Genomic DNA, 13,409 nt, shown 5'->3' on the forward strand with positions numbered 1-13,409 from the left:
TCACTTCACCGTGAAATTGTAGCTGCCGGTGATTTTGTGTGTATCGCTAGAGACGACCTGCCAGCCGACGCTGTAGCGCCCACGCGGGAGGCGCTGCTTCGGGGTGATGGTGAGCGTCCGGCCATCGGCGCCGACTGCGGCGCTGCTGGGCATTTTCATGGCCGCCATGCCCGGCATCGCTGCCATGGTAAGGTCGGCCTTGGAGAAAGCCGGCACGAGTTTCTCGCTGAACTGAAGGCTGATCTTCTCGGGGGTCGCGACGGCCGCGTTGGCGGCGGGGCTGGAGGACACCAGCTTCGGGTGCGCGTTCGCCACGCCGCCTGCGAAGAATAAGGCTGCGGCGGCAGTCGTGATGAACAAGCGACGCATCAGGGTAATCTCCATTTCGATTGGGTTCACCTGTATTACGCAGCCGGGCGGGTCACCCCTCACGATCTTTTTCGTGCCGACGCACCGCTCTCGATGAGGGGCCGGCGGTGGCGGCGCGTATTCAGAAGGGAGCATGGGGCGCTTTTCACCGCGTCTCCTCTCGAGACGAACTGTGGCCGCGGGCCTGGACGGGCGCATGCGCGGGGTAATGATGAGGTTGCGATTGACCGATCAAGGCTGGACGGGCGACCCCGAGGAGGTCATCGACTGTCTGATTGTGGGCGGCGGTCCAGCGGGCCTCATGACCGCGATCTATCTGTCGCGGTTTCTCAGGAGCTGCGTCGTCTATGACGCGGCGGCAGGGCGCGTCGCCTCCATCCCGCACTCGCGCAACCTGCCAGGATTTCCCGGAGGCATTTCCGGCGTCGCGTTTCTTGCGCGATTGCAGGCTCAGCTGCGCGAATATGGCGGTACGGTCCAGAGCGGTGAGATCGACGCAATTGTCGCCTTAGGCGACCACTTCTCGGCAACCTGCGAACTGAACATCTTGCGCGCGCGGACCGTTGTCCTCGCGACCGGTGTCCTCAACCGGCGTCCCGAGATGCCCGATGCGATGCATGACATCGGCGTGGCGCGTGGGCTTCTCCGCTATTGTCCGATCTGCGATGGTTATGAGGCCCGGCGGATGAACGTGGCGGTGCTCGGCGGCAGTGGTCATGGCGCTGAAGAAGCTGAATTCCTGAGGGCTTATGGGGCCAAGGTCACGCTTCTGGCTGAGCGCTCGCTCGATCTCGGGCCGACCGAACTTGCCAAGCTGAACCAGCAGGGCATCGATGTCGCCCCCTCGCCTGTCGAGCAGCTGCGTCTTGGCGACTGTGTCGAGGTGCGGTTGGCCAATGGCCTGGAGCTGCAATTCGACACGCTTTACCCTGCGCTCGGCTCGTCGCCTCGGACGCGGCTTGCCACTTTGCTGGGCGCGAAGCTCAGCAAATTAGGGTGCGTGCTGACCGATGCCCACCAACAAACCTCGGTTGATGGCGTGTACGCAGTCGGCGACGTAGTAGAAGGGCTCGATCAGATCAGCGTCGCAGCCGGGCAAGCGGCAATCGCTGCGACTGCAATCCATAATCTGTTGCGCGACCGCGACAGCGGATTGTCGTCCGCCATCGCCGGGCTGTATCCCGCTCGGAGCGTACCGCCGACGTAGTGGGAGCCACTGGCGGTGCACCGAGCGAAAGCCGCCAACAAAGCGCTGATCGCCGGCTCGCTTGTCATCTTCTTCGGCTGCTTCGCGCTTATTCGTATCCACACGACGATCGGCGACACGGCCTTCCTCCGTTCGATGATCCCGCACCACGATCCCGAGGCTTGCGCGGGAGTGCATCGAGACAGTGTGCTATTACCAGCGTCGGGGGTTGCTCGACACGCCCTAGCGGGGCCGGGCTCGCCGGCGGCATCCGACGCTATGCTTGAAAAGGCCTACGGCACGAAGGTCGGCGCTGCCGCATTTCGTCGCATTCTCCTTCGCAGCGCGCCAACACGCGACCGGCTACTAAGCGTCGGGGCCCCTCAGAACGCCAAGTGGTTTATTCCGCCGTGCATGAAGGTTCCGCCGAGGAACCCCTGGATTGAGATCGCGAGTGTCATCAGGCCAAGCACCGCCCAATACAACGACCGCGACCGCTCGGGACCCTTGCGGTGGCGCGCTGCCATCCAAGCCAGCGCGACGCCGAAGACCGCGATCGATGTCCCGAGCCAGCGATGCGTCATCAGGATAGGGTTGCGGTCGGTCAGGTAGAACCCGCCTGCGAACCAGCCCAGGAACGCCGCCACGATCGCTCCCAGCGCGCCGACGACCAGCATTATGTGTGCGACATGCTGATAATCCCGGTTGCGGCGCCACAACCCGAACAGCTCCACCCCGAACGCACCGATGAACAGGGCGATGGGAAAATGAATGACCATGGTATGCACCCGGCCCAGCCAGCTCACAAGCCGTTCGCCGAAAGTCTTGTTCTTGTTGGCGGTCTCCTCGTGCATGCCGCCCATGTCCATGTCGTCGCCGGCGATGTCGCGGCCGCCCATGTTCATGTCCACGGTCGACATAGAGCCCATGCCCATGTGGCCGTCGCCAGCGTCCGCCCCATCTGCTTTCTGCGTCTCGGCTGCGCTGCTAGCGGCCGGCCCGGGACCGGCCCCGAGCGCATCGTGATCTTCGTGCGCCGATGCCGACGTGCTTACTGAGATTGCAACCGCAAGGAGTAGAGCGAAAGCCCCGCCTCGTTTACCGCCCATCACCCAACCCCTTGAACCGTGTTGTTTCAATCCAGTTTACGCACGCCGCGCCTTCTTCCCTCACCTGCCCAGCTTCCTTTGTGAAACTTTCCGTCTGCTCTTCAAGACGGACTGGACGCCACAGCTACGCTGGCTGCGGCGACCGCGTCATGCCACTCCGCCAAAAAACATCGACCGATCAGCTGCCGTGGCGGGCGAACAGGCGGCGGCCGCTGGGACCAAAGGCGACCACGTCATAGGCTTGCGCCTTGACGCCCGGCACTTCCATTCCTGGCGAGCCGAACGGCATGCCGCCGACCGCGAGGCCTCGCACGCCCTTGGGCCGGGTCGAAAGAGCCCGCTTCATGTCGGCGATCGGCACGTGGCCCTCGAAAGCGATGCCATCGGCGATTGCGGTGTGGCAGGACGAGACGTCCGCGGGAACGCCCGCGCGCTTCTGCAGCGCCGGGCGGTTGGGATCATCGACGACGCGCACCTGACGGCCGAGCTGCTGCTGCACCTGCGCCGCCCACTTGGCGCAACAGCCGCAGCCGGGGTCGCGGTGCATAACGATCGGGGTAGCCGCGCTGGCGGCAACCGGAACCAACAAGGCTGCGGCAGTAAGCGCAAATCGCAACGCTGACTTCATGGAAAAATCTCCTTGGTCGTTCCTCCCGTCTCCTCGCTGGGGGCGGGAGGAACGAGGCTTATTACTGAGGACGCTTGCCCATCGACCGGAGCATCGCCTGGAGTTCACCGATGCTCTTGTTCTGCTCGGCAATCGATTTCTGGGCCATTTGCCGGGTCTTCGCATCGGGCGACTCCCGGAGAACGATCTGCGACATGGCGATCGCACCGCGGTGATGCTCGATCATCTTGCGGACCCACGTCTCGCTCGCATTAGCGCCCTTGGCCTTCATCATCTTTTCGTGCATCGCCATTTCGGCGGGCATGAAAGGCGTGTTCATGCCAGGCATGTTGTCGTGGTTCATGCCTTGCATTTTCGAATGGTCCATGCCCTGCATCTGCTGCTGAGCCAAAGCGGGGCTCGCCGACGTCGCGGCCAGAGCCAGAAGTGTTACTGTCTTGAACATCGACTTCTCCTTCTTGACCTCAGCCAACCCGACAAGACTAGTCGGCCTCAAAACCATGTGCGAATGCCCAGAACTAGGCTGGTCGACGCCGCCCCCTGGCCTTCGGCGCGTGCGAAGCGAGCCGTGTCCCCGAAGCTGCGGTCGTACGATATGCCCACATAGGGCGCGAACTCGCGCCTGATCTCGTAGCGGAGACGCAGACCGAGTTCGGCCGTGGAAAGGCCTGAGCCGATGCCGATTTCCGGCACGTCCTGCGCGGCGAAGTTTAATTCGGCGCGGGGCTGAAGGACTAGCCGCTGCGTGATCCGCTGATCGTAATAGCCTTCCAGGCGCCCGAGCAGGTCGCCCTTGTTGGACAGGAATAGCGCGCCCTCGACATCGAAGAAGCCGGGTGCCAGCGTTTCGAAGCCGACCGACGCATAGACGCGCGAGGGGTTGGGCTTGAAATCGTAGCGGACGCCAAGCTGTATATCGGTGTATGGGCCAATGGCGCGCGAATAAAGCGCCTGTACCTCCGCCGCTTCCAGACTTCCCCCGATATTCCCTTCGCCCTCGGTCTTGAGCACCAGCCGGTTGATATCACCCCCATACCAGGCACTGCCGTCCCACCGGTAACCATCGCGACCGTCCCGGATCTGGACTTCAGCCAGATTGAATATGACCTGGGAGAAATTCTGCCCGCCGTGCATCGACCGCAGATGCTGCTGCGAATGCGCCATGGCAGCGGCAGAGTAGACCTGGTCCGCGGCCCGATCCGTCGGGATGGGCGGCGGCGGAGCGGTGCCGGCCTGCAGGTTGGTGCCGATCATCGCCGCGCCCGTGGCTGAGGGCATGCTTCCCATGTCGTGTCCCGGCATGCCTTGCATCGCGCCCGAACTCTGGCCCATTCCCGGCATCGATCCATGGTCCATGCCTTGCCTGGTGCTTGGCTGGCCGGAGGCGGCACCGCCGGAGGCACTTGGCATGGCCGACATGTCGTGCGCGGTATTGGGGTTGGGGTTGGCTCCAGGCGTATTCATGCCCGGCATGGTCGTCATGTCATGACCGGCGTGAGGATCGGCAACGATCGTTGCAGGGGCCGGAGGCTTGGCGGGCTGATTCGCAGCGGGCTTGGCCCCCGATCCCGTTTTCGCGGGCGGTGTCGATCTAGCGGCGGGCTTTGGGGACGCTTTGCGCGCGACGGGCTTGGTCGCTGCGGGCTTCTTGGCGGCCGGCTTTTTAGCGGCCGGCTTTTTCACCGCTGGCGTATTTGACGGCGGCATCTTCATGCCCGGCATATTGGAATGGTCCATCTGCGCGGCCACCGGACTTGCGAGGCCAAGTGCCGCGCCGCCAGCGATCAAGAGGAACTTAGGCTGCATCGCGGTTCTCCTCGCCCATCGGGCGAACCGTCACGACACGCATCATCCCCGCGGTCATGTGATAAAGATTGTGGCAGTGGAACGCCCAGTCGCCGGGCGCATCGGCCGTTACGTCGAATGTCATCTTACCGCCGGGCGCCACATTCACCGTGTGCTTGCGAGGCGCGAAGTCGCCATGTCCGGTCACCAGCTCGAAGAAGTGGCCGTGCAAATGAATTGGGTGCGGCATCATCGTGTCATTGACCAGGGTGACGCGCGCGCGCTCGTCCTTGCGGAACGGGATGGGGTCGGCAGGGTCGCTCATCTTCTGGCCGTCAAAGCCCCACATGTAGCGCTCCATATTGCCCGTCAGGTGGATCTCCAACTGACGCGACGGGGCGCGAACGTCCGGGTTGCGGTCGAGCGCGACAAGATCGCGATAAGTGAGCACGCGATGATCCGCGTCCTCCAGCCCCTGCGGCGGCTCGCCCGTGCGGTCCTTCGGCATCGGCGAGATGGTCTGCACTCCCGGCCCCATCTTGACGCCGGGCGCGTTCTTGGGGTTGCGCATGTTCATGTCCATGCTGCCGCCTGACCCATGATCCATCCCGGCCATGCCGCCGCTGCTCATCTGACCATGGTCCATGCCCGCCATCCCGGCAGCGCCCGCCGCCATTTGGCTATGGTCCATCCCTGGCATAGCGCCGCTCATCTGGTCGCCCCCCATCCCAGCCATGCCGGCCATCGCAGCGCCTACCGCCTTCGTTCCGTGATCGGTGGGCTCTTTCCACCCGGTGAGCTTCCACAGGTTGCGCGAGGCATTCTGCATCAACGTGGGATCCGGCCCGCGCTTTGCGACCGGGTTCTCGTCCGCCATACCGGACATCCCCTCCATCCCGCTCATGTCCATGCCCATGTCGGTCATGGTCAGCAACGTGCGCGGGCGGAGCGGCGGGACCGGGGCGATCATGCCCTCGCGCGGGGCCAGTGTCGCGCGCCCCATGCCGGATCGGTCGATCGCCTCGGAAACGAAGCTGTAGGCGCGGTCCTCGGGCGTCACGATCACGTCGAAGGTTTCCGCGACGCCGATCTGGAATTCGTCCACGGTTACCGGCCGGACGTTCTGGCCGTCGGCCTGCACCACCGTCATCGGCAAGTCAGGGATGCGCACGTTGAAGTTGGTTTGCGCCGCAGCATTGACGATGCGCAGCCGAACCCGCTCGCCCGGTCGGAAGAGGCCCGTCCAGTTGTCGTAAGGGCCAAAGCCATTGACGAGGAAGGTGTAGGTCGACCCCGTAACATCCGCAATATCGGCCGGGTCCATGCGCATCTTGCCCCATTCCATCCGATCCTTGAGGCGCATCTCGCGGCCGGCGAGCAGCCCGCTCAGCGTCGGGCGCTGATAGTTGAAATAGGCGCCGCCCATCTGCTTGAGCTTGCGGAAAATTTCCTCGCCCGTCATTTCGCTATGGTCGGAGAGGACGATCACATGCTCGCGGTCGAACGCGATCGGGTCGGCACCGGCCGGATCAATCACGATGGGTCCGTAGAGCCCTGCCTGCTCCTGTTCGCCCGAATGGCTGTGATACCAGTAGGTGCCCGACTGCAAGATCGGGAATTCGTATACGAAGGTCGAACGCGCCTTGATGCCAGGGAAGCTGATGCCGGGCACGCCGTCCATTTGGAACGGCAGAATGAGCCCGTGCCAGTGAATCGAGCTATCCTCGTCGAGATTGTTGGTCACTGCGAGACGGACGTTCTGGCCCTCCTGGAGGCGGACGAGCGGTGCGGGCACGGTGCCGTTGACGCCGATTGCCGGCGTCGTGATCCCGTCCATGACGAGCTTCATCCTGTCGATCGTCAGCGCGATGTTTGTGCCCGACACGGTCGGCAGGGGCCTGGCGATGCCGCGCGACACAGGTTGCGCCCAAGCCGGCAGGTAGGCCGACATGGCCAGCGTGCCGCCAAGCATGGCGGTTCCGCGCATTACGTCGCGCCGGTTTAGATTGCGGCTCATGCCTTTCCTTCGCTCCAGTTCAATGCTTGCGGCCGGCGGCGGGGGGGGGCGCCGACCTTATCTTTCATTACGCGCAAATAGGCTCATCCCCTCACGCGAAGTCGAGAATTTTCGATAATCTTTCACGCGCACGCCGGAGCCGCGTCTCCACGGCCTTTCCGCTGATCCCCAGCGCGGCGGCGGTTTCCGCCTGGGACAAGCCCTCCACGGTCCGCAGCAAAAGCGTCTCCTTGAGCGTGGCCGGCAGCTCGGACACCGCGCGCGAAAGCCGCGCGAGCTCTGCGCGATCGAAGGTGATGGCGTCGGCACCCGGCGCCTCGTCCCGCTCACTCTCCATGGTGTCGGGCGGCAGCGAAGAGGCGAACGATAGTATCTGGCGTATGCGCCGCCGCCTGTGCCAGTCGCGGCTCTTGTTGATCGCCACGCGGGTCAGCCACGCAGCGAGCGGCCGATCTCCGTCATACTTTCGCAAGTTCTGAAAGGCGGCCACGAAGCATTCCTGAGTGAGGTCAAGCGCCTCTTCGGCGTCGCCGATATGCGAGCGGATCAGGCGGTAGACCGGTCTTTGGTGCCGCCGCATGATCTCAGCGAACGCAGCCTGACGTCCGGCGAGCGTCAAGGCGGCGAGTTCGCCGTCCGTGCAGGCCGCGAGATCAAGGCTCACCGCGCGTCTGCGGTCAGCGCCTTCACCACCGCGCGGTCAAACGTCCTCGCCTGGTCGGGCCGCAGGATCTGCCGCATCGCGAACATATGGTTCAACGTCTCCTTCTGGAGCTCACCCATCGCGCCGTGCGAACGATCGACGGCGGCCGCGACCTGCGGCCCGTTACCATGTTCGGCCTCGATGGCGGCGGCGAGCCGGGCGTTGTCGGCTCTGAGTTCCAGCTCCAAGGCACGCCTTCGAACGGTGAAGTGAGACTCCAGCATCTGGAGCTTGGTCTGTTGAGCTTCGTCCAGCTCGAGCCCGTCGTGGAGCAAGCTGTGAAGCTCAACGCCCGGGCTTGGCGGGGAGGGGAATAACTCACGTCCAGCCCACACGCCTGCGACCGCCGCCACGAACGCGACGATGGCGATCAGCATCGTCCTCCGGGCGCCGCTCGTCACTGGAACGCGAGTAAGGTCGAAGGCGCTAGCGGCATGGCAGGCCCGAAGGGTGTTAGCGTCGGCACCTGCGCAGTCGTCGCTGCGGACGACAATCCGCCGCCCACCACTCCCAAGGCGACTGCGCCTAGCGCTGCCAGCATGCCGGATCGCAGCGTAACTCCGCCGCCCGCGCGCCGCTCCGCCGCGATCAACCGCATGACATCGCCTTCCAGTTCAGCAAGCCGTGGATGAAGCGGTTGCTCGGCAAGGCGGCGCAACGCGCTGTCTAAATTCATGTCCATGTTCATTCCTCCGCCGTCCTCACATCCATTACGCACGGCCGGTGAACACCCCTCGAGTCCGAAGCGAGCGAATGTCACACACCCCCCGGACGCGGCTGCGCACTCTTCCATTGCGTCCAATCGCTGGCAGCTCGCTAGACAGGCCGGGCAAACGCGTCCCGCTGTTCGAATTCCCTGTTTTATGGGAGGTCAAAATCGGTCGGATGACACGCAGACCGGCAATCGATGCGGTTCCGCGGCCTCGCCGTCGCAGAACCCCCGTTCAGAACGATGAGGGCGGCCCAATCGGGCGGCCACGCCTTGATATCAACCCACCCCCAAGGCCGGCCTGAGGCCAGTGAACGGGCTGGGGCGACGGCGCGATGTTTGCTATTTCCGATGACGTTAGCGTTCAAATTGCGCGGGCACGGATGAGCGCGTCACCGAGTCGAGCCTGGTAGCTCGTTGAGGGGACGGCACTTACCCTGCGAAAAGCGCCCGAGCAATCCTTGACGCCCCACATTTCAAATGCCCTGACCGCCGTCTTTTCCTCCAGCTGGAGCTAGAGTCCGGCCTGACGGTGAGGGTCGCGTCGTTCGTCTTTCCCGGCGTTCTGGCGGCATTCGCCGTCGTGCTCAGCCTGGGTTTGTCCCGAAGACTCTGGAAAGCCCGTCCGGTGCCCGCCACCGGATCAGGTACATAAGCCGGACCGCGGAGCCGACTTTAAGCCCGCAGGACAGCGAGAGGGAAACGGCTTAGGATATGGGGGAAAGGGGCAAAAGGGTGCCGCGGACGGCTCCGCGCGCCTGGTAAGCTTCGACTTCCGAGCTGAGACGAGTTCCCGGCGTAAGGTGCTTCCGTCCCGTCTTCACGCGAGCTGCCGAGACTATTCAAACCCGGTTCAGCACGTTCGGCGCACACATCTCTCCAGCCCGATCGGCCACTCGCGGTACGACGAGCGTAGTTGTGGAGAAGGAACATGTTCAAGCTCGCGATCGCCGGATTGGCACTCATCGTAGCCGCACCGGCCCTCGCCGAACCGCCGGCCCATGCCGGCCAATCCAACGGCCATGGGTATCAGAACCAGAGCTACTACAGCCAAGGCTATGGCTATGTTGAACCGCAGGGTCACGGCCGAAGTTACGGCTCTTACCAAGGCCAAGGGCATAGCAGTTACGGTAACGGTTATTCCAATTACGGCAACTATGGCTACGCCTCGAACCGGCACGCCCGTCGGGACTACCGCCGGGAAGTACGTCATGCGCGTCGCGACGCGCGCCGGTACAACGAGCATGGTTACAACCACTAGGATGCACAACGGCGCGGGCCACCGCGCCGTTGTCACTTCTGAAGAGTGACAACGCGTCTGACACGCAAGAGTACGGAGAAGGTCGCGGGCGTGCGGCTTTAGGCAATCTTTGCTCTGACACCCGCAATTAGGAGCCTCCGCGCCACTTCGAGAGCCACGCCGAAAACTAGGTGCGAGACAAAGCCGCGCAGGTGCGTCGAAGCCGCGACCTCCGAAGCGGGGGGACTAAAGCCCAACGCCGGCATCGCCATCTCGTCGGCGACCAGCGACACCGCCGCTCCGTAGGCGGTTCCGAACCCAGCGCTGGTCTCTGGGCGAACCTCCACCGCGGCTCCGAGAGAGCGCCGAGAAACACCCCAAAGCCGTAATGAACAGCTGCTCCCGCAGGCTCACGATATCCCTCCGGTACCGGTTTCCCTACGGTAGCTTCCGTTACAGCGTCGGCCACCTTGACGGTGTTGGGCTCGTCTCCGACATCCCTATCGCCCGAAGCGGCTTTCCAGGCTTCGTGGAACTCGGACATTACCCACGAGGCCACCAACCCCGCCGCGCCCGTCACAGCGCCTTCGATTACGCGCTCTGTGTTCACATCCATCTCTCCGGCGCCTTGTCTAAAAGCTCATTCTAACCGTCGCTCGCACTGTCATCGGCGCACCGGGCATGATGTTGTTGTCGTTGTAGGCGGACGAGAAATAGTTGCTGTTGAGGAGGTTCTCGACGTTGATTTGCGCCTCGATCTGGGGGGTGAGCTTGAAGAATGCGGCGGCATCGACGCGGGTGAAGGCGGGCAGGATGGCGGTGTTGCTGATGGACGTGAAGCTCCTCGACTGGTGATAGACCCCGACCCCGGCCCCAAGGCGAGGGGTGAGGTCGTAGCGGGTCCACAGCGAAGCCTGCTGTTTGGGAACCAGCGGAACCTCGCGCCCGGCCGGGGCGGCACTCGTCGTTTTGCGAATTGTCGCGTCCTGCAGCGCATAGCCCGCGCTGATCTGCCACTGGGGTGTGATCGCGCCGCTAAGGCCGAGTTCGAGCCCTTTGCTGCGCTGCGCGCCCGTGAGCACCGTCCGTGCGGGGTCATTGGGGTCGGCCGCGCGGGTGTTGGTGCGGTCAAGCTGGTAGATGGCGGCGGTCAGGTTCAGCGTCGGGCGGATATCCCATTTGAGGCCAAGCTCGTAATTGTCGAACCTCTCCGGCTCCAGCGCGGCGCTGGTGACATCGAGCGATGAGAATTGATCCCCCGACTGCGGCAGGAAGGACCGGCTATAGCTGGCGTATATCGAGACAGGTTGCACCGGCTTGAGCACCACGCCCACTCGGGGAGACCAAAGCGTGTCGGTCCGGCGATAGCTCTGCCCGGCAACCAGGTCGTCGACGTTAAGCGTGAAGCGGTCGCGGCGAACGCCGCCGATCAGATCGACATGGTCGCCGATCGAGATCTGGTCCTGCACATAGAAGGCGGCGGCGTCGGCGTTCGTGCGGATTGACCGGTAGCCGGTATTGGGAGTGGTGCGCAGCGTGACCGGCGGCACCGTGATCGGGTCGGCCAACCCGACAAAGACGCGCCGCCCCCCGTTGACGATATCACCACCCCCGAAAAAGCCGTTGATCCGCTGGTTGCGCGTGCGCTGGTCGCTAATTTCGAAGCCAGCGAGCAGCACGTGGCGGACGGGTCCAGTGGTGACCCTCCAAACAAGGTCGTTCTGGTTGAGCAGGTTCTTGCGTGTCGTGGGATCGCTATACGCTTCGAGGCCGACGCTCTGGACGCCGCCGCGCGACGTGACCGGGGTGACCGGAAAGGCGTTCCGATAGAGCTTGTCGTAATCACCATACAGGACCCGACTGGTCAGGGTCAGATTGTCGCTGAAGCGGTGCTCGACGCGCCCATTCAGGACCTTGGCCTCGAAATCGCTGACGTTGAATCCCGGCACACCGAAGAAGGTGTCGCGGGCGCCGGTGAGCGGGCGTGACGGGCTCGTCAGCGAGCCCTGAACGGCCGAGGGGACGCCTCGGTCGATCGTTCGCTTGTCGCTGTTATATTCGAAGCCCAGATCGATCCGAGTCGCACCGCCGAGCGAGAGCGCGACGGTCGGGTTGATCGCAACCCGGCGCCCGTCATAGAAGTCGCGATTGTTTCGGAACTCCTCGTAAACGGCGTTCATCCGGGTGGAGACGGACTCGCTGAGTGGCTGACTGATGTCGGCGTCGACATACCATGCGCCATATGTGTCCGCCGAACCGCTGCCGCTGATGAAGGCGTTGGCGACAGGGCGCTTGGTGACGCGGTTGATTACGCCCCCGCCGCCGCCGCGCCCGAAGATCATCGCGTTGGGACCTTTCAGAACCTCGATCCTCTCTGCATTGTAGAGGCCGCGATAATATTGCACGTCGTCCCGCAAGCCATCGACGAAGAAGTCTGCGGTGCTGCTGTTCCCGCGCAGGATGATCTGATCGCGGTGGCCCTCACCTTGAGAGATCACCGCGCCGGGGACATAGCGCAGCACGTCGGCGATCGAACGCATCGCCTGGTCGTCGATTTGCGCCTCGGTGATAATCGAGACCGCTTGCGGGACGTCGTTGAGATCGGTCGGTGTGCGGGTGGCGGTGCTGCTCGCATCGACCTGATAGCCGTCCCGGACGCCGGTCACGATGATCGTTTGCGATGTGCTGCCGGGTCCCGATAGCAGCTGGTCCTGGGCCATTGCCGGGACGGTGAGCAGCCCGAAGCCGAGCACAGTTCCGATACCAAGATTTCTCACAGTCAGCCCTTTTGCGAATCTTTCTCAACCAACGCAATAGATGATTTGAGAGTGCGTCGCAATAGCCCTTCGGGGTGGTCGCTGTCGGGCCCGTTGGCTTGCTCTCTAAAATATGAGGCCAGCGAAACGGACTACGGCAATGTTACGAAGCCCGACGAGATCACTTATCAGAGCCTGAGTTGGCTTTGCCGTTGCATTACGCCGAACGTCCTCAGCCATGACATGGAAGAGAGCCGAGCCAGTGACGCTCACCGGACGACGATCTTGCCTTTCATGCCGAAAATCGAGTGCATGAAGTGCGAACAATGCACGTCGTAGGTTCCGATCCGGTTGACAACCAGGCGCACGTCCCCGCTTTCTCCGCCTCCCAGATCGACCTCACCCTTGTTGATCGTCGACCGGCTGGCAGGGTCAATAGTGGCTTGCTCGAAAAAGGCCTTGGCGACAAAATTGTGGCCGCCCCCTGCCGTGTTAACAAAGCGCAAGCGGTAGGGAGCACCGCGTTGAAGCGTGATCGTGGCTGGAACGAAAGCGAAATTCTTCATGTCGATTTCGATCGTCCGGGCGTTCAACCAGTTCGGCGATTGAGCAAAGCCAGGCCCCGCGAGAAGAAGGCCGCAAACAGCGAGGCTTAGCGAGCGCATCGAACATCCCCATTACAAGCGTATCATAGCACGGATTGAGCCGCAGGTGGTGACACGCCTCGAAGAGGAGACCCGGATCGGCAAAGGCGGGACCCTGGCGGCGCAGCTGTCGCGGCTCGACCTGATCGTGCTCGACGAGCTTGGATATCTGCCGTTCGCCCGCTCGGGAGGGCAGTTGCTGTTCCACCTCATCAGCAAGCTTTATGAGCGGACCAGCGTCATCATCACCACGAACCTCGCTC

The 13,409-nt window shown here is 63.4% G+C and carries 13 protein-coding genes and 2 pseudogenes; 4 read left to right on the forward strand and 11 right to left on the reverse strand.

From position 1 onward, the window contains the following. Positions 1-369, reverse strand: a complete 369-nt coding sequence (gene copC / locus ATE67_RS18970; RefSeq protein WP_030541571.1) for a copper homeostasis periplasmic binding protein CopC — start codon at positions 367-369, stop codon at positions 1-3. Positions 370-592: 223 nt separating this feature from the next. Here copC and ATE67_RS18975 point away from each other — a divergent pair, with 223 nt between their 5' ends. Both ATE67_RS18975 and ATE67_RS21935 read left to right on the forward strand, forming a co-directional pair. Then, positions 593-1,576 (forward strand): NAD(P)/FAD-dependent oxidoreductase, encoded by a 984-nt coding sequence (locus tag ATE67_RS18975; protein WP_231728232.1) that lies wholly within the window; start codon positions 593-595, stop codon positions 1,574-1,576. Between the two features lie 24 nt (positions 1,577-1,600). Further along, positions 1,601-1,726, forward strand: a pseudogene (locus ATE67_RS21935) (DUF305 domain-containing protein); the annotation flags it as partial. A gap of 212 nt (positions 1,727-1,938) precedes the next feature. Here the strand turns inward: ATE67_RS21935 and ATE67_RS18980 are convergent. The 8 genes from ATE67_RS18980 to ATE67_RS19015 all read right to left on the reverse strand — a co-directional run bounded on the left by ATE67_RS18980 (position 1,939) and on the right by ATE67_RS19015 (position 8,485). Continuing rightward, positions 1,939-2,475: a DUF2231 domain-containing protein gene (locus ATE67_RS18980; RefSeq protein ID WP_030541569.1), complete on the reverse strand. Its 537-nt coding sequence runs from the start codon at positions 2,473-2,475 to the stop codon at positions 1,939-1,941. Positions 2,476-2,842: 367 nt separating this feature from the next. Beyond that, on the reverse strand, positions 2,843-3,292 hold the full coding sequence (locus ATE67_RS18985) for a DUF411 domain-containing protein (RefSeq protein ID WP_046407136.1): 450 nt from the start codon (positions 3,290-3,292) through the stop codon (positions 2,843-2,845). Between the two features lie 61 nt (positions 3,293-3,353). Then, complete coding sequence (locus tag ATE67_RS18990; RefSeq protein ID WP_405053484.1) at positions 3,354-3,764, reverse strand: DUF305 domain-containing protein; 411 nt, start codon at positions 3,762-3,764, stop codon at positions 3,354-3,356. 20 nt (positions 3,765-3,784) lie between these two features. Continuing rightward, a complete protein-coding gene (locus ATE67_RS18995; RefSeq protein WP_058818200.1) occupies positions 3,785-5,098 on the reverse strand; it encodes a copper resistance protein B in 1,314 nt (437 codons plus the stop codon). After that, on the reverse strand, positions 5,088-7,094 hold the full coding sequence (locus ATE67_RS19000; protein ID WP_030541566.1) for a copper resistance system multicopper oxidase: 2,007 nt from the start codon (positions 7,092-7,094) through the stop codon (positions 5,088-5,090). Before ATE67_RS19000 ends, ATE67_RS18995 begins: the two co-directional genes overlap by 11 nt. A gap of 91 nt (positions 7,095-7,185) precedes the next feature. Further along, on the reverse strand, positions 7,186-7,758 hold the full coding sequence (locus ATE67_RS19005; RefSeq protein ID WP_004212943.1) for an RNA polymerase sigma factor: 573 nt from the start codon (positions 7,756-7,758) through the stop codon (positions 7,186-7,188). After that, positions 7,755-8,174 (reverse strand): periplasmic heavy metal sensor, encoded by a 420-nt coding sequence (locus tag ATE67_RS19010; protein WP_030541565.1) that lies wholly within the window; start codon positions 8,172-8,174, stop codon positions 7,755-7,757. Before ATE67_RS19010 ends, ATE67_RS19005 begins: the two co-directional genes overlap by 4 nt. Positions 8,175-8,194: 20 nt before the next feature. Continuing rightward, positions 8,195-8,485 carry a hypothetical protein gene (locus tag ATE67_RS19015; protein ID WP_231727568.1) on the reverse strand — a complete coding sequence of 97 codons (291 nt, stop codon included), beginning with the start codon at positions 8,483-8,485 and terminating at the stop codon, positions 8,195-8,197. Between the two features lie 952 nt (positions 8,486-9,437). On the opposite strand from ATE67_RS19015, the gene ATE67_RS21515 reads away from it, so the two are divergent. Beyond that, positions 9,438-9,767 (forward strand): hypothetical protein, encoded by a 330-nt coding sequence (locus ATE67_RS21515; protein WP_125458964.1) that lies wholly within the window; start codon positions 9,438-9,440, stop codon positions 9,765-9,767. A gap of 611 nt (positions 9,768-10,378) precedes the next feature. Here ATE67_RS21515 and ATE67_RS19030 read toward each other — a convergent pair. Together ATE67_RS19030 and ATE67_RS19035 are read right to left on the reverse strand one after the other, a co-directional pair. Further along, positions 10,379-12,523 carry a TonB-dependent receptor gene (locus ATE67_RS19030; protein WP_231728233.1) on the reverse strand — a complete coding sequence of 715 codons (2,145 nt, stop codon included), beginning with the start codon at positions 12,521-12,523 and terminating at the stop codon, positions 10,379-10,381. A 248-nt stretch (positions 12,524-12,771) separates the two neighbouring features. Continuing rightward, the gene (locus ATE67_RS19035) at positions 12,772-13,167 is read right to left on the reverse strand and encodes a cupredoxin domain-containing protein (protein WP_197411996.1); all 396 of its coding nucleotides are present in this window, start codon (positions 13,165-13,167) and stop codon (positions 12,772-12,774) included. A gap of 46 nt (positions 13,168-13,213) precedes the next feature. Here ATE67_RS19035 and ATE67_RS19040 point away from each other — a divergent pair. Next, a pseudogene (locus ATE67_RS19040) lies at positions 13,214-13,409 on the forward strand (ATP-binding protein); the annotation flags it as partial.

The organism is Sphingopyxis sp. H050 (assembly GCF_001468265.1).
Lineage (GTDB): Bacteria > Pseudomonadota > Alphaproteobacteria > Sphingomonadales > Sphingomonadaceae > Sphingopyxis.